21 protein-coding genes and 1 CRISPR repeat array are annotated in these 24443 nt (G+C 56.9%); of the genes, 10 read left to right on the forward strand and 11 right to left on the reverse strand.

Translation table 11 applies throughout. The annotated features are described in order from the left end of the window. Positions 1-167: 167 nt before the first annotated feature. Together IEN85_RS05805 and IEN85_RS05810 are read right to left on the reverse strand one after the other, a co-directional pair. Entirely contained in the window at positions 168-617 is a 450-nt protein-coding gene (locus IEN85_RS05805; protein WP_191616121.1) for an ankyrin repeat domain-containing protein, read from the reverse strand. Then, positions 605-2092 (reverse strand): catalase, encoded by a 1488-nt coding sequence (locus IEN85_RS05810; protein WP_191616122.1) that lies wholly within the window; start codon positions 2090-2092, stop codon positions 605-607. Before IEN85_RS05810 ends, IEN85_RS05805 begins: the two co-directional genes overlap by 13 nt. A gap of 45 nt (positions 2093-2137) precedes the next feature. On the opposite strand from IEN85_RS05810, the gene IEN85_RS05815 reads away from it, so the two are divergent. From IEN85_RS05815 to IEN85_RS05825, 3 genes are all read left to right on the forward strand, one after another. Beyond that, positions 2138-3058 (forward strand): LysR family transcriptional regulator, encoded by a 921-nt coding sequence (locus IEN85_RS05815; protein WP_191616123.1) that lies wholly within the window; start codon positions 2138-2140, stop codon positions 3056-3058. Positions 3059-3083: 25 nt separating this feature from the next. Then, entirely contained in the window at positions 3084-5747 is a 2664-nt protein-coding gene (locus IEN85_RS05820; protein ID WP_224772455.1) for an MGH1-like glycoside hydrolase domain-containing protein, read from the forward strand. A gap of 215 nt (positions 5748-5962) precedes the next feature. Then, complete coding sequence (locus IEN85_RS05825) at positions 5963-6505, forward strand: hypothetical protein (protein WP_191616124.1); 543 nt, start codon at positions 5963-5965, stop codon at positions 6503-6505. Positions 6506-6716: 211 nt separating this feature from the next. On the opposite strand, the gene pspF is transcribed toward IEN85_RS05825, so the two are convergent. Then, positions 6717-7730 (reverse strand): phage shock protein operon transcriptional activator, encoded by a 1014-nt coding sequence (gene pspF, locus IEN85_RS05830; RefSeq protein WP_191616125.1) that lies wholly within the window; start codon positions 7728-7730, stop codon positions 6717-6719. Between the two features lie 183 nt (positions 7731-7913). On the opposite strand from pspF, the gene pspA reads away from it, so the two are divergent. The 6 genes from pspA to IEN85_RS05860 all read left to right on the forward strand — a co-directional run bounded on the left by pspA (position 7914) and on the right by IEN85_RS05860 (position 13287). Then, the gene (pspA, locus tag IEN85_RS05835) at positions 7914-8585 is read left to right on the forward strand and encodes a phage shock protein PspA (protein WP_191616126.1); all 672 of its coding nucleotides are present in this window, start codon (positions 7914-7916) and stop codon (positions 8583-8585) included. A gap of 53 nt (positions 8586-8638) precedes the next feature. Continuing rightward, a complete protein-coding gene (locus IEN85_RS05840) occupies positions 8639-8854 on the forward strand; it encodes a hypothetical protein (protein WP_191616127.1) in 216 nt (71 codons plus the stop codon). Positions 8855-8889: 35 nt separating this feature from the next. Further along, complete coding sequence (gene pspC / locus IEN85_RS05845; protein WP_191616128.1) at positions 8890-9270, forward strand: envelope stress response membrane protein PspC; 381 nt, start codon at positions 8890-8892, stop codon at positions 9268-9270. 128 nt (positions 9271-9398) lie between these two features. Beyond that, positions 9399-9860, forward strand: a complete 462-nt coding sequence (locus IEN85_RS05850; protein ID WP_191616129.1) for an alpha/beta fold hydrolase — start codon at positions 9399-9401, stop codon at positions 9858-9860. Further along, positions 9857-10084: a hypothetical protein gene (locus IEN85_RS05855; protein WP_191616130.1), complete on the forward strand. Its 228-nt coding sequence runs from the start codon at positions 9857-9859 to the stop codon at positions 10082-10084. Before IEN85_RS05850 ends, IEN85_RS05855 begins: the two co-directional genes overlap by 4 nt. Positions 10085-10272: 188 nt before the next feature. Next, positions 10273-13287, forward strand: coding sequence for a rhamnogalacturonan lyase family protein (locus IEN85_RS05860; RefSeq protein ID WP_191616131.1), 3015 nt, complete (start codon positions 10273-10275; stop codon positions 13285-13287). Between the two features lie 53 nt (positions 13288-13340). On the opposite strand, the gene IEN85_RS24755 is transcribed toward IEN85_RS05860, so the two are convergent. From IEN85_RS24755 to cas4, 5 genes are all read right to left on the reverse strand, one after another. Next, positions 13341-14825 (reverse strand): UdgX family uracil-DNA binding protein, encoded by a 1485-nt coding sequence (locus tag IEN85_RS24755; protein WP_318186580.1) that lies wholly within the window; start codon positions 14823-14825, stop codon positions 13341-13343. An 11-nt stretch (positions 14826-14836) separates the two neighbouring features. Further along, positions 14837-16105 (reverse strand): putative DNA modification/repair radical SAM protein, encoded by a 1269-nt coding sequence (locus IEN85_RS05870; RefSeq protein ID WP_191616132.1) that lies wholly within the window; start codon positions 16103-16105, stop codon positions 14837-14839. A gap of 221 nt (positions 16106-16326) precedes the next feature. Then, positions 16327-17508: a CRISPR direct-repeat array (repeat unit 31 nt; unit sequence GTTTCAATCCGCGCTCCCGTGAGGGAGCGAC). Positions 17509-17694: 186 nt separating this feature from the next. Continuing rightward, positions 17695-17985 carry a CRISPR-associated endonuclease Cas2 gene (gene cas2 / locus IEN85_RS05875; RefSeq protein WP_191616133.1) on the reverse strand — a complete coding sequence of 97 codons (291 nt, stop codon included), beginning with the start codon at positions 17983-17985 and terminating at the stop codon, positions 17695-17697. A gap of 11 nt (positions 17986-17996) precedes the next feature. Then, positions 17997-19037: a type I-C CRISPR-associated endonuclease Cas1c gene (cas1c, locus tag IEN85_RS05880; RefSeq protein WP_191616134.1), complete on the reverse strand. Its 1041-nt coding sequence runs from the start codon at positions 19035-19037 to the stop codon at positions 17997-17999. Positions 19038-19051: 14 nt separating this feature from the next. Continuing rightward, positions 19052-19714, reverse strand: a complete 663-nt coding sequence (gene cas4, locus IEN85_RS05885; protein WP_191616135.1) for a CRISPR-associated protein Cas4 — start codon at positions 19712-19714, stop codon at positions 19052-19054. A gap of 134 nt (positions 19715-19848) precedes the next feature. Here cas4 and IEN85_RS05890 point away from each other — a divergent pair, with 134 nt between their 5' ends. Then, entirely contained in the window at positions 19849-21018 is a 1170-nt protein-coding gene (locus tag IEN85_RS05890; RefSeq protein WP_191616136.1) for an IS4 family transposase, read from the forward strand. A 34-nt stretch (positions 21019-21052) separates the two neighbouring features. Here the strand turns inward: IEN85_RS05890 and cas7c are convergent, their stop codons facing one another. Genes cas7c through cas5c form a run of 3 tightly spaced genes read right to left on the reverse strand, consistent with a single transcriptional unit; the run spans position 21053 to position 24439 of the window. Further along, positions 21053-21922: a type I-C CRISPR-associated protein Cas7/Csd2 gene (cas7c, locus tag IEN85_RS05895; RefSeq protein WP_191616137.1), complete on the reverse strand. Its 870-nt coding sequence runs from the start codon at positions 21920-21922 to the stop codon at positions 21053-21055. Between the two features lie 25 nt (positions 21923-21947). Further along, positions 21948-23711 carry a type I-C CRISPR-associated protein Cas8c/Csd1 gene (cas8c, locus tag IEN85_RS05900; protein WP_191616138.1) on the reverse strand — a complete coding sequence of 588 codons (1764 nt, stop codon included), beginning with the start codon at positions 23709-23711 and terminating at the stop codon, positions 21948-21950. Continuing rightward, complete coding sequence (cas5c, locus tag IEN85_RS05905; RefSeq protein ID WP_191616139.1) at positions 23708-24439, reverse strand: type I-C CRISPR-associated protein Cas5c; 732 nt, start codon at positions 24437-24439, stop codon at positions 23708-23710. Before cas5c ends, cas8c begins: the two co-directional genes overlap by 4 nt. Positions 24440-24443: the final 4 nt, after the last annotated feature.

A 24443-nucleotide genomic window follows, 5' to 3' on the forward strand; every position in this document is an offset into this window, starting at 1 on the left:
CGGTCCAACTGTGGGAAGCGGCCTAATGCCGCGATTGGGCAGGATCGATCGTGCCACAAGGGCACTTCCCACTGTAGACTCTCTATTCCCGCAAAAGGGTGATGAACCAAAAGAAAGCCGAGCACGATGGCCCGGCTTTCCGATTCGGGCAATCGAATCAACAGACTCTATTGGCTCCACATCTTGGCGCCGTAGCGCTTGAGCAGACGACGCATCTTGAAGCGGCCAAACATAGTGGCAAACAACAGCGGGGCTTTGCCGCCACCGTTGTCGGCATTCACATCGGCGCCATGTTCGAGAAGCAAATCCGCAAGCTCGCAGTACCCCTTGAAAGCAACGCCTCCCAGCGGAGTTTGACCACGGTCGTTGCGCTGCTCCGTTGCCGCACCGCGCTCGAGCAGGACCCTAGCGGTTTCAAGCTGTCCATTGTAGGCCGCCAACATCAGCAAAGTATTGCCCTTCGCGTCGCTCAGGTTGAGCGGCAGCCCCGCTTCGAACATCGACACTAGCGTATCCGTTTCGCCGCGACGGGCGAAATCGGCCGCTTGGACCTGCAACTCCTCGTAGCGCGCCAACTCTTCCGCCGTGATCTCCGATGCTTCAACTAAGCCGGGCATGAGGCAGTCTCCTCCTCGGGCGAAAACTCGATCTCCAAGGCAGCTGCGATTCCCGCCGCGTAGGCTGGGTCGCACTTGTGAAAGTGGTTCAACTGACGCGTCACAATTTCAAACGGCACGCCCTGCATCGCACCCGCGATGTTCCGATGCAGGCGATCACGCTGTTCGTCATTGAAAAGTCGATACAAATTTCCAGGCTGGGTGTAGTCGTCGTTTCCATCGCGATGATCGTAGCGGTCCGCGTCGCCGGAGATTTTGAGCGGGGGCTCCTTAACAGACGCATCCTCTCGGGCCGCCCCTTCCACGGTGTTGGGCTCGTAGTAGGCGTCTGGATTTCCGAAGTCGTTCGTGAAGAATCGCATGGCACCATCTTTGTGGTAGTGGTTGAGAGTCGACTTGGGCCGATTGACTGGAAGCGCTTCGTAATGAGTTCCCAGACGATAGCGGTGAGCGTCCGCATAGGAAAACACCCGCGCTTGCAACATCTTGTCCGGTGAAAAACCGATTCCAGGAACGACGTTGGATGGTGAATACGCAGCCATCTCGATATCCGTAAAGTAGTTGTCCGCGTTTTTGTTCAGCTCAATCTCGCCCACCTCTATCAAGGGGTACTCTCCATGCGGCCACACCTTGGTAAGATCGAACGGATTGTAGCTGGTCTTCTCCGCATCGAGTTCGGGCATGACCTGCACGTACATCGTCCACTTGGGAAATTCGCCCTTCTCAATCGCCCCGAAGAGTTCCTCTTGGTAGGTTTCGCGGCTTTGCCCGATTACCTTCTCCGCCTCTTCGTTGGTATAATGCCTGTGTCCCTGCTGCGTCTTGAAGTGAAACTTCACCCAAAAGCGCTCGCCTTGAGCGTTCCAAAAACTGTAGGTGTGCGAGCCGTAGCCATTCATGTACATGGGCGCCACCGGAATACCGCGGTCGCTCATGAGAATAGTGACCTGATGCAGGCTCTCCGGCGAAAGCGACCAGAAATCCCACATGGCCTTGGGGGAACGCAAGTTGGTGCGAGGGTGGCGCTTCTGGGTGTGGATGAAATCGGGAAACTTGTAGGGATCGCGGACGAAGAACACCGGAGTGTTGTTGCCTACCACGTCCCAGTTCCCCTCTTCCGTGTAGAACTTGAGCGAGAAGCCGCGCACGTCTCGCTCCGCGTCCGCGGCGCCAAGCTCGCCCGCCACGGTGGAGAAACGGGACACCAGCTCGGTCTTCTTCCCCACCTCCGAAAACACCTTGGCACAAGTGTACTGCGAGATGTCATGGGTTACCGTGAAGGTACCAAAAGCTCCCCAGCCCTTGGCATGCACCACCCGCTCCGGGATGCGCTCCCGATTCTGGTGGGCCAGCTTTTCGATCAGCTGGTAATCCTGCAATAGCAACGGACCACGGGGGCCGGCGCTCAAAGAGTTCTGGTTGTCGGCAATTGGATTGCCCGCAGAAGTGGTGAGTCTAGAGTTCGGTTGATTCATATGTCAGGCCGATAGTAACACAGCTTTTGCCATAGACATAATCGAATGAATCAATCACCTTCATCGATAGATTCTATGGAGTTCACCCAACTGAAATGTTTCATCGCCGTCGCCCGAGAGCAAAGTTTCACGCGGGCTGCCAAAGCCTGCAACTTGAGCCAGCCTTCCTTGAGCTACCAAATATCCAAGCTCGAGGAAGAGCTCGGCGAGTCGCTCTTTAACCGCAAGCCGAAAGGCGTCGAGCTGAGCGACTCCGGAAGGCTGCTGCTCGACGGCGCCCATCGCCTTGTCGAAGAGCAGGAGAAGATAGTATCCATCTTTCGGATGCGCGAAGAACTGATGTCGGGCGACATCCGATTCGGAATCATTCCCACCATGGCGCCCTATCTTCTTCCTCCCCTCCTCGGAACCTTTCGAAGCGAGCACCCTCAAGTCCGCTTGCTCGCCCGCGAATCCCGCACCTCCCAACTACTTAAGGAAGTGGTCGAGGGAGAACTCGAGTTCGCGGTCGTCAGCGACGTCGCCCCCGCCCTGCTCAAGCGCTACTCGCTACACCTCAGCAAGCTTTTCGACGAGCCCCTGGCCTTGGCTGTGCCCCACGCCCATCCAAGCTGCTCGCTTGAGGAACTGACTCCCGATCGCATCGACGAAAACGAGCTCATCCTGCTCAGCGAAGGCAACTGCCTGCGCGACCAAACCGTAAAGCTCTGCCAGCGCAGCGAACGCAAGAGCCCCCTGGAATGCGAGCAGCTCCCCACCCAGCTCTCCATGGTCGCCGCCGGCCTAGGGGTTGCCATCGTGCCGGAGATGGCTATCGCCAAGCACCAAGACAAAGGAGTCTCATTTCTCCCCTTCAAAAGCCCAGCCCCCAAGCGCATGATCGGCTTGCTGAAAAAACGAGGCGGCAAGCTCAGCCCCGCCGCCTCCGAATTCCTGAAACGACTCAAGAAACAATCCGCTTCCTAGAAAAAGACAGAAACAATTTACCAACATGATCGGCGAAAGCGAAAAGCAACGTTTGGCAGAAGACGCAACACGAGAAAAGAACTGGAAACGCTGGGGCCCCTACCTCTCCGAACGCCAATGGGGCACCGTGCGGGAAGACTACTCCGTCGACGGCCAAGCCTGGCGGCACTTCCCCTTCGAGCACGCCCACCTGCGGGCCTACCGCTGGGGCGAGGACGGCATCGCCGGCTTCTGCGACCGAGAGGGACGCCTCTGCCTCGCGCCCGCTTTCTGGAACGGAGCCGACCCCATCATCAAGGAGCGGCTCTTCGGCCTCAACGGCGAGCAAGGCAACCACGGCGAGGACTGCAAGGAACACTACTACTACCTCGACTCCACTCCAACCCACACGTATTCAAAAGCTCTCTACAAATACCCGCAAAGAGAATTCCCCTACGAGCAGCTGAGGCAGGAAAACGCTAAGCGCGGCCTGAAAGATCCTGAATTCGAGCTAAGCGATACCGACGCGTTCGACGAGAACCGCTACTTCGACATTCATATCGAATACGCCAAAGGCAGCCCCAACGACTTGCTCATGCGGCTCACCATCACCAACCGCGGCCCCGACACTGCCCCCATTGCCGTTCTTCCTAAGCTTTGGTTCCGCAATACTTGGATCTGGGGCTGCGAGCATGAAGGCTGCTCCCTTAAGCCGTCCATCCAATTCAACAAACCCAACACCCTCGACCTCGAACGCGAAGGGCTCGGACCCTTCCACTTTGCAGCCGGCACAGCCTCCGACGGCACCGAACCTGTCATCGGAATCGCAGAAAACGAAACGGCTTCCAAAGCGCTGTATGGGGTAGACAACTACACGCCTTACACCAAAGATTCCTTCCACCGCTGGATCATCGATAGAGACGAAAACGCCGTCATGCAAAGAAAGGGGAAAGGCACCCTCGCCATGGCTCGCTACGAACTGGAAATCCCCGCTGGCCAATCGGTCACCGTTCCGGTTCGCCTCTACGCCGCGTCCGAGACGCCCGACGAGATCCACGGCCACTCGTTCGACCAAACCTTCGCTACCGCCCAAACCCAAGCCGAGCAATTCTGGAACGACACGCTCACACCTGAAGTCGAAGAGGAAACGCGCGAACTCCAGCGAAACGCCTACGCTGGCCTGCTTTGGACCAAGCAGTTCTATCACTATTCCGTACACGACTGGCTCAAGGGCGACAGCGACGTCGCCCATGCGCCACCCGCCCGCAAGCAAGGGCGCAACCGCAACTGGGAGCACCTCTTCAACAAAGACATCCTCTCCATGCCCGACAAGTGGGAGTACCCCTGGTACGCCGCTTGGGACACGGCCTTCCACATGCTGCCCTTCGCCGAGGTCGACCCCGACTTCGCCAAGAGCCAGCTCCTGCTCTTCCTGCGCGAGTGGTACATGCACCCCAATGGGCAATTGCCCGCCTACGAGTGGGCCCTCGACGACGTCAACCCTCCCACCCACGCCTGGGCTTGCTGGGAAGTCTACATCCAAGGGCGCGATCGCGGAGAGCCGGACATCGACTTCCTCAAGCGCGCCTTTTCCAAGCTTCTCATCAACTTCACCTGGTGGGTTAACCGCAAGGACCCGCAAGGCCGCAACCTTTTCGGAGGGGGCTTCCTCGGGCTCGACAACATTGGCCTGTTCGACCGCTCCAAACCCTTGCCCGGAGGAGCCGTTCTCAACCAAGCCGACGGAACCGCCTGGATGGCCTTCTACTGCTCCAAGATGCTGTCCATAGCCCTGGAGCTCGCCCACACCGACAAGACCTACTCCGACCTCGCGTCCAAGTTCTTCGAGCACTTCATGAGCATCTGCGAAGCAGCCAACCACCTTACCCACGGCGGCCTCTGGGACGAGCAGGACGGCTTCTACTACGACGAGATCGAGTACCCCGACGGCAGCCGCACTCCCCTGAGGGTTCGCTCCGTCGTAGGACTGCTACCCATCATCGCCTCCCTCTCGCTGCCGCAAGAAACGCTCGACGAACTCCCAGGCTTCCGCAAGCGCATGGACTGGTACCTCAACAACCGCAAGGACATCACTCGATTCGTAGAGGCCCTACCCAGCTCCAGCACCGGGCAAACCCGCCTGCTCGCCCTCCCCAATCGCGAACGCCTCACCCGCCTGCTCAGCTACCTGTTCGACGAAAACGAATTCCTATCGCCCTTCGGCATCCGCTCCCTCTCCCGTATCCACGAGTCGCATCCCTACTCAACATCCATCAACGGCGATTCGTTCGAGCTTCGCTACTGTCCCGGCGATTCGGATACCTATCTATTCGGAGGAAACTCCAACTGGCGTGGCCCCATTTGGTTTCCCGTCAACTACCTGCTCATCGAAGCTCTCGACCGCTACCACAAAGCCTACGGCGACTCCTTTCAGATCGAGTTTCCCACGGGATCCGGCCAGTATCGAACTCTCGAATACTGTGCCCAAGAGCTCCGCCGCCGCCTAACGCGACTCTTCAAAAGAAACTCCGACGGACGGCGTCCCGCTCAAGGGCCGGAGCCACACAAACTCGACGAAAACGAGCCGCCGCTCTTCTACGAGTTCTTCAACCCCGAAACCGGCAAGGGCCACGGAGCCAGTCACCAAACAGGCTGGACCGCCCTCGTCGCCACCCTCGTAAAAGAAATCCACCGCGAAAAACTCCAGTGACGCGTCATGCGTCAAACGTAGCGCCGAACTTTAGTCGGTGACAGGACGCTAGCCCCGCACAAAGCCCCTTCGTAGGGCTGACGCTCGCGCCACGCCGCAGCGCACAAACGCTCCGCCGCGAGGGCTCGAACCAAAGTTGGCACGCGACTAGCAAGTCACAGATCGAAAGAAGAACGGTCGCATGCATGCGCCCGCAACCACAACCCACCAAAACCATGAATTACAGCATAGACGACAAGAAGCCCCTGAGGACCAAGATCGCTCAACGGTGCGTCGCCCTAGCGACCGGCTTGACGCTGCTGACCGCCAGCATCGCGTCGCCTGAGGGCCACGAAAGCAACGAGACTCAAGCCCTCCAAGTCTACTTCGATGACCTCGAAGGCGCTACCTACACAGACATCTCCAACGCCCGCGACGACCTATTGCACAATGCATTCGCCGACGCTGCAGACCGCAAGGAATGGATCGGCGAGTTCGACATCGAGTACAACACCCTTCCCGACGAGGACGAGAGCGGCTACCTCATGTTCACCGTGATCGACTGGGAACGTTCCCGCTCCAACTTCTACAGCTTCAGCGCTCGGGCCGAATACGTCGACAACGACGGCGTAACGCACGATCTGGGAGTTGTGCGCGGACAAAACAGCGGCATCTCGGTTTCGACGCCGCGTGACGCCGGGGAAATGTTTTCCGAAGTTGCCGAAACCGCCATCAAGCGCGCACTCGAGAGCCTAGAAGATAAACTCGAAATCTCCTAGTCGTCCCAACATTTCAACTACACAAAGAGCCGAACCCCCAAAGGGTTCGGCTTTTTTCTGGAGGGACGACTTCCACGTCGTCCGCAGATTTTGCCTAGCAAAAACAGATTCGCAAAAATACAACGAACCGCACTGTGGGATGCGGCCTTGCGTCGCGATTGTTGCCGTCCCCGATGATCGCGACACATGCCCGCTTCCCACGATCAACCACCTACAGTTCGTCCTTATATTTTCGATACAGTGCCCGAAACTGATAGTAGGTTAGCCCCAACTTATTCGCCGCGTCCTGCTGCTTGTATCCAGATTCCAACAATGCCTTTCGCAGCAAACTGATCTCCAGTGCCTTCACTTGATCATGCAAAGGTCGCGATAAATCCACCCCCGATCGCTCACCATCGTCCCGCTCCCTAGTCACATCCTCCTCCGCAAAAGGATTCACAAACGGATCAAACTCGATCTTCCGAATCTTTCCTCCTCCGCTGCGATAAACGCTGCGCTCCACCACATTCTTGAGCTCGCGCACATTGCCCGGCCAATCGTAGGCCTGCAAGCTGTCCAGAGCGGCCGCGCTAAAATCCGGCACTTCCGCCATCTCCAACTCCCGAGCCATTCCCGCCGCGAAGTGCATCGCGAGGTACTCGATGTCTTCCCTGCGCGATCTCAATGGCGGCAGGTAGAGCACGTCAAAGGAAAGGCGATCCAACAAGTCGCTCTTGAACTTTCCATCCCGCGACATCGCGGAGAGATCCGCGTTGGTCGCCCCTACGATACGGGCGTTCACCTTCACCGAAGACGAACCACCCACCCGCTGGAAAACCCCGTACTCCACCGCCCGCAGGATCTTCTCCTGCACCGTCATGGAAACGAGCCCGATCTCGTCCAAAAAGAGAGTGCCCCCATCCGCCGCCTCGAAACGCCCTTCCCTCCGCTTGACCGCCCCTGTAAAGGCGCCCGCCTCATGACCGAAAAGCTCCGACTCTAGGACCGACTCCGACAAAGCCGCGCAGTTCAAAGCCACCAAAGGCCCCTGCCAACGTTGCGACAAAAAATGCAAACGGGCTGCCGCCAGTTCCTTACCCGTTCCCCGCTCGCCAATCAGCAGCACCGGCCGGTCGATCTTGGCCACCGCCGAGAGACGCTGCTGGAAATCCAGAAACGCCTCCGAAACCCCCAAAGCCTCCGGCAAGGCGCCCATCCCAAATTGCTCCGAATCGTCTTGGCTCATTTACTTGGCTTTTTTAGCCAAATACTGGCGAACTATACAACCAATTAGTTGTAACCTCTAAAAACCCAAGTGGGTTAAAATTTTTATCACTTTGATTGTCAGTATTTTAAGTAAAACTACAAACAACTTGGCACGAGTCGTGATGTAGGAGAAGCATCACTTCAATTTAACCACGAAAACAACATGGGAATATTCACACGCTTCAAAGACATCGTCTCCGCCAACATCAACTCTATGCTCGATAAGGCGGAAGACCCTGAAAAAATGATCAAGCTGATGATCCAGGAAATGGAGGACACCTTGGTCGAAATCAAAGCCTCCTGCGCCCAGGCCATGGCCACCAAGTCCAAGGTTTCCCGCGCCCTCGACGACGTACAGTACCGCGTCGATGACTGGGAAAACAAGGCCCGCCTCGCCATCAGCAAGGGACGCGAAGACTTGGCCCGCGAGGCCCTCGCCGAAAAGCGCGTCTTCGCCGACGAGCACGACCGCCTCACCAAGGAAATCAGCCAGCTCGAAGGCATCGTCGCCAAGTACCAAAGCGACATCAAGCAGCTCGAGGAAAAGCTCACCAACGCTCGCAAGAAGCACCAGATCCTTTTGCAGCGCCACACCCAGGCCCAGAAGAGCTACAAGGCTCAGAGCGTGCTGCGCAAGAACGACAACGTCGACGCCTTCGCTCGCTTCGACGCCTTCGAGAACCGCATCGAGCGCATGGAAGCGGACGCCCAGCTGGTCAACGCCAAGGCCCGCCCCTCGCTCGAGGACGAATTCTCCAAGCTGGAAGGCGACGAGTCGCTGGAAAACGAACTTGCCGCCCTCAAGGCCGAGATCGAGAATAAGAAGGCTCAGTAGCAACGGCCTCCGCGAACCTCACTCACCTCAATCCTCCGACCCTTGCCCATAAAATGAGAGTGGAAATACTCATCTTCCTCATCCCAATCGTCGCCATCATCTGCGGCACCATCATCTCGCTCACTAAAAACAAGCGAGAGCACGAAAGGGCACGGGGCAGTTCGCTGAACGAGGAAGAAACCCGCATCATGCAGGAGCTTCACCAATCGCTCAGCAAAATGGAGAAACGAGTCGAGGCTCTGGAGACCATCATCATCAACAAGAAGTAGTAGTCGCTACGCCAATACATAAGAATCGCTCAGCCATGAGAAAAACACTTTATCGCTCCCGGAACCGAGTCATCTTCGGTATCTGCCAGGGCCTCGCCGACCACTTCGACCTATCCGTCGTTTGGATACGCCTCGGCCTCGTAGCCATCTCGCTCTTCTCCGGGATCTTTCCCTTCCCCATCTTCTACGTGATCGCCGCCTTCATCATCAAGGAGGAGCCCCTTCACGAACAAAAAGAGGAACCGAAAGACTTCTACGAGGAGGATTACTTCGAGACCAACGTTTCCGCCCGCACCCTCAGCCTGCGGCGCTTGAAGAACCGCTTCGACTCCATCGAATCCCGCATCCGCCGCATGGAGAACTACGTGACCAACAAGTCCTACGACTGGGAACGCCGCTTCAACTCCGGCCAGTAGCCTAAGGTGGATCGGCCGCTCCGCGGGCGATACCTCCCATCCAACGCTTCCAAAAATCCAAAGTCCCGCAAACGGGCGCCAGAGCTACTGCTTTGCCCGCCCGCAAGACTCCACCACCCTCGACAATAATGAAATCACTCGCCACTCGAGCGCTCCTGCTCCTCGCCGCTTCCGGCCTGAGTCTTTTCACGCTCCTGAAGACTCACGGCACCCCCGGCGAAACCGACGCCCCCATCCCGTATTCAACGATTGGACACGGCCCCAGCATCCTCTTGCTGCACGACTCCTCCACCGCCGACCTCGACTGGGCCGAGACCGCTCGCCGCCTCTCCACCCGCTTCGAAGTCACCCTCGTCGACATATCCAAGATCATCCACGACCACCAAGGCATCCGCCAGCTCCGCCAAACGCTCGCCAAGCTCGACATCGACGACAGCCATATCGCCGGCTCGGCCAACGGAAACAAGTTCGCCCTGCGCTACGCCCTCTCCTTCCCCCAGGAGAGCCACCACTTCGTACTTCCTCAAAATAGCGAGGACCTGCAAATCCTCGCCGACATCGTTAACTCAACACCCTTTTGCAAATCATGAACGGACAAGGAACCGCCGGAAACGTCATCGCCGCCCTCTGTAGCTTTTTCATCCCAGGCCTCGGCCAGCTGCTGCAAGGCCGCGTGCTCGCCGCCCTCTGCCACTTCGTTTTCGCCTGGTTGCTCTGGTTCATCCTGCTAGGATGGGTCGTCCACCTCTGGTCCATCATCAGCGCCGCCACCTACGAGGCCCCCGAACGCGTCCGCTACCGCTACTGCAGGTAGTGATGTTCGAAAGAAACAAAATTGTGGGAGCGCGCTCGTCACACCAATCACTTCCCAAAAGGCCCGGTTCACCTCCGGGCCTTTCTTACGTTCAGACTAGGAACCCCTAGCAAAATCCGCTCGCCTTCCCTTCCCTCACTCCTGCCCCCATCGCCCTTACCGACAAACCAATACCTTCCCAAGGCCCCATGCCATCCACCAGCCGACGCGCCCTCGCCTGCCTGCTCTCTCTTGCCCTCGCGCTTCCCCTATTCGGAGCCTCCCAACTCGAGAAACTCGGCCGCGGCCTCGTCGCCGTACGTACCAGCGAAACATCCGTCTACCTGAGCTGGCGCCTGCTGGGCGACGAACCCGTCGACACCCTTTTCAATGTCTACCGAGCCAGCGGTGACGGCATCGCCACCAAGCTCAACGTCTCCCCCATCGGCGACTCTACCAACTTCGTCGACAACGATGCCCCCGACAGCGAAACCCTCCACTACTACGTGCGAGCCATCATCGCCGGAACCAAACTGTCGCCCAGCGAGCCCGCTACCGTCGCAGCCAACGCTCCCATCCAGCAATACCTGCGCATCCCCCTCAACATCCCCGCCGGCGGCACCACCCCCGACAACGTCAACTACAGCTACTCCGCAAACGACTGCTCCGTGGCCGACCTCGACAACGACGGCGAGTACGAAATCATCGTCAAGTGGGAGCCCTCCAACGCCAAGGACAACTCCCAGTCCGGCCACACCGGCAACGTCATCCTCGACGCTTACGAGTTCGACGGCACCCAGCTCTGGCGGCTCGACCTCGGCGTCAACGTCCGGGCCGGCGCCCACTACACCCAATTTCTCGCTTACGACTTCGACGGTGACGGGCAAGCCGAACTCGCCCTGCGCACCTGCGAAGGCTCCAAGGACGCCACCGGCGCCTACATCGCCAAGCCCGAGCTCTTTTCCGGCACCCGCCCCGACATCGACCACAGCGCCGACCGCCGCAACAACAGCGGCTACGTCGTAACCGGCCCCGAATTCATCACCGTCTTCGACGGCAAAACCGGAGCCGAGCTGGCCACCACCCTCTACGTCCCGCAACGCGTCCCCGGCACCTTCTTCCCCAGCTCCTCCCAAGCCGAGGCCATCTGGGGCGACAACTACGGCAACCGCATGGACCGCTTCCTCGCCACCGTCGCCTACCTCGACGGCGCCAAACCCAGCATGGTCTTCTGCCGCGGCTACTACAAAGGCCGCAACGGCGTTCCCGGACGCACCGCCCTCGCCGCCTTCGACTGGCGAGACGGCGCCCTCAGCCAACGCTGGACCTTCGATACCTATCAAAACGCGGAAAACGACTCCTACCGCGGACAAGGCGCCCACTCCGTCACCGTGGGCGACGTCGACAACGACGGCAAAGACGAGATCGTCTACGGAGCCTGCACCATCGACGACGACGGCACCGGCCTCTACTCCACCGGCATCGGTCACGGCGACGCCCTCCACCTTTCCGACATGGACCCCAGCCGCCCAGGACTGGAAATCTGGATGCCGCACGAGGAAATCGGCACCTATGGCCCCCACGGCTCCGAGCTGCACGACGCCAAAACCGGCGAAGTGCTCTACAGTGTCAGCGGCGAAAACTCCGACGTGGGCCGCGGCATGGCCGCCGACATCGACCCGCGCCACCTCGGCTACGAAACCTGGGCCTCGCGTGGCGGCCTCAACAACGCCAGCGGCACCAATATTTCCAGCCGCCGCCCTAGCTCCATCAACTTCGCCTGCTATTGGGACGGCGACCTCCTGCGCGAAATCCTCGACGGTACCACTATCTCCAAATGGGACTGGGAAAACGAACGCCTCAACGCCCTCCTCTCGCCCGAAGGCGTTTCCTCAAACAATAGCACCAAAGCCACCCCCACCCTCTCCGCCGACCTCTACGGCGACTGGCGCGAAGAAGTCGTCTGGCGCGAAAACGACAGCTCCGCCCTGCGCGTCTACACGACCACCATCCCAACCAGCCATCGCGTTCGCACGCTCATGCACGACCGCCAATACCGCGTAGCGATATCCTGGCAGAACACCGCTTACAACCAGCCGCCACATCCCAGCTTTTACCTCGGCGAAGGCATGCAACCTCCTCCCACTCCCGAGCTTGAGCTCGTAGGCAGCGGCGTACCCAGCCAGCAACTACACCCAGAGGAAAAATTCGCCGCCTGGCTATTGAGCATGAACCTGCCCGAAGACTCGGATCCCGCAAGCGACCCTCACGGCACCGGCTTCACGTTGCTCGAGCAATACGCGTTCGCCCTCGACGAAAACCCTGAACCCGTATCCATCGACTGGAAACAACCTGCTCCGCAAACCATCGAAATCTCGACTCCCCGCGACGAGTTCGACTACATCCTCCAACACTCGGATAACCTGCAAACTTGGAATTCCAGCCCCGTCATTATGGGTGGACCACAAACCGTCGCTCTCCCCGCCAACAGCTCCACCTCGTTCGCAAGCTTCTACCGAGTGGCCACCACCAAAGTCGAAGAATACAACGCCTTCCCCACCGTCACCCTGAGCTCACCCGCCTCCGGCCAAACCTTCAGCGAAGGCGATACCATCACCTTCGCCGCCGAAGCAAGCGACTCAGACGGTGCAATCGCCAACCTGGAACTCCTCCTCAACGGCGAAACCTATGCCACCTTCGCTCAAGCCCCCTTCACCGCCGACTGGACCAGCGTCGGCGACGGCGGCCAAGAGCTCCGAGCCATCGCCACCGACAACCAAGGCGCCAAAGGCTACGCCACCCCACTCATCTTCTACGTCGTCTCAAACAGCTCGAACGAAGGCACCCTCTACCCCGCCGAAACCGCCACCCGAGTGGGAGGCGTCGACGAATCCAGCAACGCTGGCTTCAACGGCAGCGGCTACATCAATTTCGACTCCACCGGTACCAGCCTCACCTTTTCCAACGTCGATGGCGGCAACGGCGGCAGCCACACCCTCAAGTTCCGATTCGCCCTCGGAGCCGCCGAGAGTCGCAGCGGCCAGCTAACCGTCAACGGCAGCAGCCAAACCATAACCTTCCCCAGCACCGGCTCTTGGACCACTTGGGAACAGCACGAAGTCACCGTAACGCTCAATGCCGGAGCGAGCAATACCATTTCCCTCAGCTCCAACGGCCAAGACCTCGCCAATATCGACGAACTCCTCGTCGCCGTCGCCGAATAAACACCCGTTTCGCATAGAGCGAGCGACCTTGGTCGCGATCACTCCCACAAGGTCTACGTATTTATAAACTGGTTACACAAACCCAGATCCTCGCAAAACGCGCGCTCCGCGCGACGCCTTTCCTTCACGTCCTGCAGTCGCAACAAATAAGCCGGATGAAACGTCACCACCACCGCGTAGGGTAGACCGGGATCATCATGCAAGCCTCGCTCCTGCGTCACCGACACCGGCCGGCCCAGGATCGCCGACGCCGCCGTGCTTCCCAAACAAAGCACCACCTCCGGACGTACCTGCTCCAACTCCCGCTGTAACCACGGCTTACAAGCATGCACCTCTTTCGCGTCCGGCTTCTGATGCAAACGCACCTTGCCGGAAGGACGCCACTTAAAATGCTTAACCGCATTGGTAACATACGCGTCATCTCGATTGATCCCTACCACCTGCAAAGCATCGTCCAGTAACTCGCCCGCCGGTCCCACAAAGGGCTTGCCAGCGATATCCTCCCGATCCCCAGGCTGCTCGCCCACAATCATCAACCGAGCATCAAAGCGTCCCTCGCCAAAAACAACCTGCGTCGCACGCTCGTACAAGGGACAGGCCTGGCACCCTTGAGACAACTCCCGCATTGTCTCCATCGACTGCCCCTCACTACGCAACCGCACCTCGTCCGCCGATCGCAGAAGCCCGCGCTCGCGACCGTCGGGAGCCCCTTTCGGCCGTCGAGCGCTCACCCTCTCGTTCTCCTCCAGCTCCTTCTTCATCTTCTCCGAGCGGCCATAGGAGCCGCTCGAAAGCTCGGCGATCAAGCTAGCTTCCGGCAAGTTCTTCCAGTACCGCCGCGGCATCTCCCGCTCCATCATGGAGATATTGAGCCGAGACGGGTTAAAAATACTAGCGTAGTACTTCAGCCAATACGCTTCCAAATCGTCCTCAGCAGGAGCATCTCCCCGCGACGCTCCCTCGCTAAACCTCAATTCGCGCCCATCCCAGTGCACACAGGTGCGCGGCGTCAGGATGGACCAATCCATAGAAGCGAAGCGATCCCGAAAAAACGGAGCCGCCAGCCGCACCACATCATGCACCGGTTCGTACCAGGCCACGAACTGCTCGCGGCCCGCATCTTCAGCCGTAGCAGCCACCTTCCGAAACCGCACAAAGGCAGTCATTTTGTGACGCTCTCGCCGCACCGCTTTTTCTTTGAGCTCGAAACTCCTCACGTCCGCATCGTTGGCGCGATGCAGCAGTTGACGCTCTCCACCGCGGGCCATCCGCCAAAGCATCCGATACAAAAGTCCCCACGTATCCGAGTCATCATGACATGCTACCACCGCTGCTCGACTTAAAAAGCTCTCCGACACCCTGCCCCGCCCGCTCACAGCTTTTTCGAATTGAACCTCCTCTGCAAAACCAAGACTAAGCTCAGCCTCCGGCGGTTCGTTCCACACCACCCTTTCGGGAGGAATCATCTTGGCAAGCAATTCCCGAGCAGCCGATCGCCACTCCTCGAAATCACCCGCCTCAACATGTATCCGACCCACAATGACAACTGCTACGCTCGACTCAAAGGCAAGAGCATCTGCTCTGCAGGAACGCCGAGCTTTACCTTCAATTGGGCATTGCTCAGTTCCACAACCCCCGGCGAATGGTCCGCTGCAATGATGAACGCGCTCGCCTTCGCCAGCGGCAGCCGCATACGACGCAAATCCGCCAGCGACAGCTTTCCAAAACGCCTCGCTTCGATAATTCGCTCCACACTCCGCACTCCCATACCAGGCACCCGCAACAAGGCCTCTCTCGGCGCCGCGTTCACATCTACCGGAAAAAACTCCCGATGCCGCAAGGCCCAGGCAGACTTGGGATCCAATTCCAGAGGCAAGTCTCCTAGATCGCTGGGCACCACCTCATCCAAAGAAAACCCATAAAAGCGAAGCAGCCAATCCGCTTGATAAAGCCGATTTTCTCGCACCAGCGGCGGCGACTTCGGAGGCAGCAAAACCGAAGCGTGCGGGATAGGGCTGTAGGCAGAATAATAAACGCGCCTCAGTTGGTAAGACTTGTAGAGCGTGTCCGCCCGCGACAGCACCGCCCGATCGTTCGCTTCGTCCGCGCCCACAATCATCTGCGTGCTCTGCCCTGCAGGCGCAAACGCCCGCTCCCGCGACACCTGCGACCGCTGCCGCTCCGAATTGGCCTTTCTCCGGCGGTCTAAGTCGTCCTCCTTGATTCCCCGAATACGAGCCATCCCTCCTTGAATGCGACGCAGGTTCTTTTCCGGAGCCAGCTTCTCCAGCCCCACTTGTGTCGGGAGTTCCACGTTCACACTCAAGCGATCCGCCCAACGCCCCGCCGCTTCAATCAATTCCGGCGACGCCTCCGGAATCGTCTTTAAGTGAATGTATCCGCGAAACCCATACTCCAAACGCAAGCTTTTCGCCACTCGCACGAGCTGCTCCATCGTGTAGTCAGGATTCCGGATGATTCCAGAACTCAAAAAAAGCCCTTCAATATAGTTCCGCTTGTAGAAATCGATGGTCAGCTTCACGACCTCGTCAGGCGTAAAGGCAGCCCGCGGCGTGTCGCTGGAGCGCCGATTCACGCAGTACACGCAATCGAAGATGCAGACGTTGGTGAGCAATATCTTGAGTAGGGAAATACAGCGGCCATCCGGAGCATAGCTGTGGCAAATGCCGGAGCCTGTGGTGGAACCGATTCCCTGCGCTCCAGGGCTCGTCTTGCGCCGCTCCCCGCCGCTACTCGCGCAAGAAGCGTCGTACTTGGCTGCATCCGCCAAAATCTCCAGTTTCCTTTCCAATTCCATAACCCCTGAACACCCTCAACTAACCTGCTGACTCGGATAACTACAGTCCCACACTCTAGTCCCTTCAAGTTCACTCCCTACCCCTACGCGCAAACCACGAAACAGTTCAAACTGTCTCAAAGGAAACACAGAGCCACCTAGGCAAACAAACCTCTGCCCGGTAAAGTGTCGCTCCCGTGAGGGAGCGACGTCGGGCCGATCAGCAACTCGGCGTTTGTGGTGTTTCAATCCGCGCTCCCGTGAGGGAGCGACACGACGAGCACGGGCGAATGGGATAACCAAATTGTTTCAATCCGCGCTCCCGTGAGGGAGCGACGACCTCGTCAGCCCTGCCAGTGAGGTGCAGAGCGTTTCAATCCGCGCTCCCGTGAGGGAGCGACTTCGAGTGGAACGTATCGGCAACCCTAGTTTGTGTTTCAATCCGCGCTCCCGTGAGGGAGCGACCAATGCCGTTGCTGGCTACCGTGAGTGCGTTAGTTTCAATCCGCGCTCCCGTGAGGGAGCGACGGTGGGAGACGCTAAGACAGCCAACCTCTGGAAGTTTCAATCCGCGCTCCCGTGAGGGAGCGACGTGCAGACCGCAGAAGAAGACGAGACGCTAGCAGTTTCAATCCGCGCTCCCGTGAGGGAGCGACCAGACCCACTCAAGCCAGCGTCGTGGAGAATAAGTTTCAATCCGCGCTCCCGTGAGGGAGCGACACAAACTCGATTGCCGATTGCCGACTAATTGCCGTTTCAATCCGCGCTCCCGTGAGGGAGCGACCCGCCACGGCCCCCAGCACCAGCGGAGACACGGTGTTTCAATCCGCGCTCCCGTGAGGGAGCGACGCCCCTGTAAGCCTGAGAAAGCCGTCGCAATAGGTTTCAATCCGCGCTCCCGTGAGGGAGCGACGTAATTGCATTGGGGATGCCATCCTACTCAACGGTTTCAATCCGCGCTCCCGTGAGGGAGCGACGTAATTGCATTGGGGATGCCATCCTACTCAACGGTTTCAATCCGCGCTCCCGTGAGGGAGCGACGTAATTGCATTGGGGATGCCATCCTACTCAACGGTTTCAATCCGCGCTCCCGTGAGGGAGCGACGTAATTGCATTGGGGATGCCATCCTACTCAACGGTTTCAATCCGCGCTCCCGTGAGGGAGCGACGTAATTGCATTGGGGATGCCATCCTACTCAACGGTTTCAATCCGCGCTCCCGTGAGGGAGCGACGTAATTGCATTGGGGATGCCATCCTACTCAACGGTTTCAATCCGCGCTCCCGTGAGGGAGCGACGTTGGTGTCGAGCTGCCGGTCTCGATCTATCTTGTTTCAATCCGCGCTCCCGTGAGGGAGCGACACTCCGGCAGCGTCTTCGCTTCGCGATCAATAGTTTCAATCCGCGCTCCCGTGAGGGAGCGACGGCGGCTATTTAAGCCATTGTAGCACAATTAGATCAAGGGCCATATTCGCGAAGCAGTCCATCGGAGATACACGTACGCTATAAGTTGTGGAATAATACTGTCAAAGAACCTGGGAACCAACAGTTTGCGAACTCCGCGAACCTCGGGTGGACGGCATGAGCACTCTAGGTTCGCGGAACCGCCACTCAAACCATCAAAGTGCCATCCACATCGTATGACTCCTTCGCTCCATGGTGCTCGACCCTTCGCTGCCAATTCGATCCTAGATTGTAAATGCGAATCGAATCAGTATCCACGTTTATGATACTCAAAAGACGGGTTTTTAGATCAACCAACTGGGCCGGATCAACCTTGCACTCGAAAACCGAATTCTGCACTCGCTGTCCATAGTCCAAACACGCTTTTGCCACCCTTCTCAAGCGCCTTTGGCCCGAGGGGGTTTTGGTGGAAACATCATAGGCAATCAAAACGTACATGCTCGATCCTCCTACTTTTGCAGATACGCTGGATACCCGTCCAGATCGCCTCTCAATAACCGAGCCAACAGGCGGGCCTGCAAATGAGGCAGCAACCCGACAGTCGTCTTTTCATTCAAGAAGGGATGCAAGATTTCAGTCTGCTTGCGCTCCTGCCAAGCCGCGTAAACCTTCTTGCGGGCCGCCTCCTTCAACAGCACTGCCCCTGACTCTTCCTTTTGAAAGTCGCCCCGTCCAATCTGCTTTCGATTAATCAAGGTCAAAACGAGGCGGTCCGCCAGACAGGCTCGAAACTCTTCCATCAAGTCTAAGGCCAACGACGGACGCCCAGGCCGATCCTTGTGCAGAAATCCGCACTGCGGGTCCAAGCCGCAGCTTTCCAATGCCGACCGGCAGTCATGCATCAACAATGTGTAAGCAAGCGAGAGCAAGGCGTTGATAGGATCCCGAGCGGGACGCCGCGATCTCCCCTTCATCGCAAACTCTCCCTCGCAACCTGTGAGCATCGACGAAAACCCCAAAAAATAGCAGGCTGCGGCCTCCCCTTCGATCCCTCTCAAGCTGTCAACATCCTCCGCGACCAAGGCACTGCGAATCTTGGGATATAAAGCATCCGACGTCATCCGCAACGTATCCATTCGATCAATACTCTTTGTCCCGTGATCTCGCAAGGCCCTTTGAATATTGGTCCGGCTATTTGCGATCTTCGCGGCGACGAGGTGAGACGCGATAGCCAAGCAATCTTCCTCCCTATCCGCTCGACGATATTGCTCACGCCTCAGCAAGACGTTTCCCGTAGTGAACCCGTTGCTCGCTGCCAGAAACTTACCATTTGGATTGTGAAATGACAAAGACACGTTCGCCTCCGCGCATGCAGCCATCAAAGCTGCGCTCGCGCTGCAGTCCCATGCGAAACACGCAATTCCATCTAGATTGTGCAATGGCACGCGCAGCCGCGACTTCCCTTCGTGCCGGATGTCGATAGCAGCCCCGTCCTTCTTTAGGTAAGCTCCTTCCAAAGTCACAAACAATGTATTGAGATGACGTCTCACGTTCGTTTCGATATTCAGGTTTCAGGTTTCAAATTCGCGATGGCATGACGAAACCAAGCTTTGGCACCTCGCTTTCTCCCTAAAGCCTTCGGCTCGCAAATCTCCAACAACGAACAAGTGTCACAACGCTTCGCCTCATACTCAATAATCGGAGTATTCCCTTTTTCGATACAGTTCATCACCTCCGCAGCAACTTTCTCAGTCAAAGCCCTCAAATCAGAAGAAAAGCATACTTCAGTCCGCCGACGATTTTTGCCGTAGTAAAGGTAGCCGCATTCAATCTCCGCCTTTCTCATCTCCTCCAAGCAGAGAGCCTGAGCGCAGAGCTGCACCTCATCCGCTCGATGAGCCTTCGGCCTGCCTCGCTTGTACTCGACCGGAACGATCCGACCATCGGGGTGAAACTCCACCACGTCGCACTGTCCCGTCAGCCCCAAACGCCTAGAACTCACCGGCAAGCCGCGCGTAATCCGCACTCCCTCCCGCAATTCATGCGGACCGTCGTGAGCTCGCTCATGCATCGCATTGCCCTCTGCCGTGTAGCGATTATCCAACCACACGCGCTCCACATGAATCAAAGCACACTGTCGCGGACAGAACAGCCAATGCTGAAGCGCGGATATGGCGACGAAGAAGTCTTCGTCGCCACAACCGCGATCTGAATGATCAAAATTCAAAAGTCACTAGTGTCCAACTAAGGGCGGGTTCAGGTTTTGTAAGTTAATGTTTTTCAATTGGATAGATCGATTTTTGCGTGTCACGCATTTGAATCTGCTTTGGATTTTTCAGGGGCTTATTGAGACTGGGCGGCGTGAACTCCGGCAGCCTCGTATTCTCTCAAATCGTCGACATCATCGATCGGAAGCAATTCCACCGATGCGTATCCAAGTATCCGATGCCGAGGGCTTCGAGGAGCTTCTCCGCTCGCGACCAGTTCCTTTGCATGCTCTTCGCTCAGCTGACTTATCGCGAGAGTCTTCGGGACATCGAGGCATGCCTTCGCTCGCAGGCTCAGCTGCTCTACGCCATGGGCATCCGCGGAGCGGTTTCCAGAAGCAATCTCGCCTACGTCAACGAGAAGCGGGACTGGCGCGCCTTCTTCGAGCTTGCTGGAGTCCTCACGAGAAAGGCTCGCCGCCTGTATTCGCAGGAAAGATACATCGAGGAGATCGACCAAGCGGTCTACGCCTTGGACGCTTCGATCGTCGATCTGTGCATGTCGCTGTTCCCTTGGGCGAAGTTTCGACGCAGCAAGTCCGCCGTCAAGATTCACGCAGTGATCGACCTCGCCGGCCCGATACCCGCCTTCATCGCGGTGACCGAGGGAAAGATCCACGACGTGAACGCCTTGGACTGGATCGCGTTCGAGGCGGGAGCCTTCTACGTGATGGATCGCGGCTATCTGGACTTCGGACGCCTCTTCCGCATCGACTCGGCCCGCGCCTACTTCGTGATAAGGGCGAAGTCGAACATGAGCTTCTACGTCAAGGAGTCCAGAACCGTGGACAAGTCGACCGGACTGAGAGCGGACCAGACCGTCAGGCTCAACGGCGCGAGAACCAAGGGACTGTACGGATCGAACTTGAGGCGTATCAGCTATGTGGATGCGCAAACGGGAAAGACGCTGGTCTTCCTCACCAACAACTTCGATCTCGAAGCAGCGGTCGTGGCGAAGCTCTACAAGGCTCGCTGGCAGATCGAGCTCTTCTTCAAATGGATCAAGCAGAACCTGCGCATCAAGTCCTTCTACGGCACGAGCGAGAACGCGGTGAAGACCCAAATCTGGATCGCAGTCTGCGCTTACCTGATGGTGGCCATTCTCAACAAGACGACAGGTTTGGACGAGAATCTGTCCAGAATCCTGCAAGTCGTGAGCGTCAATATATTTTCGAAAGACCCTATCCATCAGCTGTTTATGAAAGATGATACAAGAAACATAGAAATCGATAATTCTAACCAATTGATGTTCAACGACTTTTAGTTGGACGCTAGTGTTCAAAAGTACTAAATTTTTTTCACGCAGAAACCAGAGCCTCATCAAACGCCCAAATACGCTTAATCACCTCAACTCCTTCCGGTATCTTCGACACATCGATAACCGCTTCATAATCGCGATGAGATCGCGGAACCTCGACTCTCTCACTTTTCTTTATGCTCACCGCCTCAAACAGCTTGTGACTCGGAGCATTGCCCAGCTGTGATGAATGCTTGAATACAAGCAATCCACGCGGATTCATGCTTCCCGCCGGACGCGCCGCAGACTGGTCAAATTGAAACGCATTTTCCAAAGCTGTCAGAAGCAGCTCTAAATCCTCGTCCGAAAAACCAGTTTGCTTTGCCAAAAACGGATTTACGAAGCCTTTTGCCAAATACAGCCCGTAAGGCACCGTAAACTTCCGCCCCATAGTCCGCTCCTTCTCGATGTCCTTCTCGTTGGTCACCGAAGTCCGTGTAATCGCATGCTCGCTAGAAACGACCGGATCAATCGAACGAGCGAACGACAACTGGATCGGTCCACGTACCTGACCACAGTTCACCTCAGTCGACATCACCGCCCCAAAGGTTCTGACATCAAAATAGTTCTCACACATCCAAGCCGTCGCCTTGTCCTTAATCTCCGGTTTGACCTTTTTTTCGGGCTTTTCGCCAATCGCTTCGTAGGCCTCTTTGTGCTGGTTGTTGTGAACCGCACCCTCCACGAAATAGATACGCTTGTCAGTCGTTTGATCGACGAAGTTACGGATCTTACGCTTCAGGCAAACATCCGTCACCAGCCCCTGCCCCGTCTCCACATCGAGTCGCGGCAAATTGCCTGCATCGGGATCGCCGTTCGGATTGGCATCTTGGCAGTCGAAAAGGAAAAGGAAATCGTATCGATTTTGCATAACAGTATTTATTTAGAAGTCAGGTTTAGGATTCGTCGTTTTCGGTTTTTGAAGTGAAAAAGGCTTTGCGTTGGTGATAGTAGCCAATGGCAAAAAGACCTTGAGCCTTGATATTCAGCTGAGAGGGAAAGCCTGAGCTTTCCAGTGGATCAATGATTTCTTGTACTAGTTTTTCTCGTACAACTTTTCCACCTGGGTTCAACTTCGACAGGTGATGCTGATACGTCCTCAAGAGGCGAGGAAACACGCTAGCAGGCGTAGCGGAAGCGGCACTGTAGAAACGATCTCGGATCGTCGCATTGAGACCTGACAGAGCGTCTTCCTGAGTTTTCTCTAATGCGGAAAATAGACGCCCTAGCAGATACGCAGGGGTGGTTTCGGATTTGTCTAACATAGTTGGAATTTCATATTGATGGTTTCTTACGAGGGTCGCTTTCACTATCGCGACTCTCAGATAATTGATCGTTCGATCCGCCCTAATACGTCGCAGTACGGCTCCGTACAGAGCTTCCGGATACCGCGTCCCTTCCACAATCGCTCTCGTCAACGCTCCACCTAGCAAAGGCGGAACCTCATCGCTAACCCGAGCCGATTGGTTCAACAGCTGCCACACAGCAGGAAACTCAGGATCCGGCTTCCGCCCCTTCGTCGTTTGATTCTCAAACTGCCGGACAATCTTCATATCCTCGAGATGGGCATTCAATTTCTTCAGCAATTCTTCAATCGTAGACCGTAGGAAAAACCGAACCGAAAGCCGCGCCGCATTCGGAGCAAGACCGAGAAGGTAGAACGGCGTTTCCACAGGGGCTTTATCGTCCACGAATCCGCGTCCGGATTGTATCGCCTTCAAACACCGCTCAATTCGCTCGCGTTGTGTCTCATCTTGAACCTCGTCGGTCGCGTGGGATCCACTCCCAAGAATATCCGCAAACACGTCTTCGAACGCGCTCTGCCTCTCAGTCCAGAAAACACACGTTGTATCCCCGATTCGAATTCGATGATCCCTTGACTTCGGTCCCGTCAATAGTGCGTTCAACGCAGTACCATAACGAAAGGCAACGTCTTCACTCACAGGACTATTAAAGCTCTGCGTTTTCGCGTAAGACTCATAAGCTGCATCGTTGAAGGATACGATAGATGCTCCCGCAGACTGAGCCCCAACGACTCCCTTTATCTTTGGATGCAGCCGGGCGATCTCAACATCGCGTTCACCACTGATCAAACACTGCCCTCGTGAGGCCGATACTTCCCTCGGTTGATTTTTGATCCACCAGTTCCGAATCTTCGGCGTCTCATGCACATACCCCTTTTGTCCTTGGATCTGAAATACACCAAATCCAGTTCCCAACTCGTTTAATATTGGATACGTCTCTACATTAACAGGATCCCAACTCTCGAGAAACCGACAGACTGCGGAAAACTCCGGACAATCTATCTCCTTCTCGAGGGCCAAATGGCGTTCTCGAAAGGCCTCGAATCGCTCAATTCCAAAGCCAGACTTTTTATCCTCAGGCTGTCGCCCGAGCAGGTAAGTCTGATTATCCCAAAGAAAACACGGATTAACTCCTGCCCCGGACGGCTTCGCACCACCAGGAACTTCGACCAAAGTGTTCTGCAGCTTCCCCTTGTCATTAGGGCTTCTCGCGTCCTGTGGCGGAATAAAACTCCCATCAAGACGGATCACGATTTTGAAGCTAATCTTCTGCGGAGAAAATCCCGGTGGCGAGATAGCGTATGCCTTGTCTTCCGCGAGACGATCGTAGAGTTCGTTTAGCGATTGCAGAATCATGATGCGACGGGGAATGGAAGTTCAGGCACAGCAATCACTCCGTTCAGCATTTCAGCCCTGAAGAAATGCGGAGTGGTAGATTTCACCTTCTTGGTAGCTCGGTCCTGCTGGAACTCGATGTCATGAAGCATATAACCGAGATCCTTAGTATCATCCGTTAGCAGTTCCTCGTGTGGCCGAGGCAAGTTCGCTTCCTCTTCGATCAACTCGAAGCTCACAGGAAACTCTCGACACCCAAAGTACGGCTGGTGAAATGCCTGCCCCTTCCGCGCTCGACGCTTAAACATATCCAAATGCTTTCCCACGGCTTGCGGCAGTGCGATCTTCTCGCCGCCTCGCTCCATCCTCGTATCCAAAATTTCGACATGCGCCTTTATCACATACGACACGTCCTTCAAAACCATCGATGCCCGCTGTTGACGATTTTGATCAACCGCTAGACGCGGCACCACCGTCGGATCCTTCATGCCTGCATTGACGCCACTTGCCCCCTTAACCGCCACCTTAGCCGAAATCTCGTTTCTCCGAATATTCGTAAAACGAATCGGGTTAAGCACAGTCAACTCGTCGATGATCCACCGGATCTGCGGCTTCCAGTAAATCGCTTCGAGAATTCCGCGGGCCGCGGAAGGGGTGATAACGTCGTAAGAGACCCGCTCGACCTTCATCTCGGGTCGAGAAAACAGAGCGTAGTCTCCAAAGACTTTGAGTGTGATTCCATATTTCATAATG

This window comes from Pelagicoccus enzymogenes, assembly GCF_014803405.1.
Classification (GTDB): Bacteria; Verrucomicrobiota; Verrucomicrobiia; order Opitutales; family Opitutaceae; genus Pelagicoccus; species Pelagicoccus enzymogenes.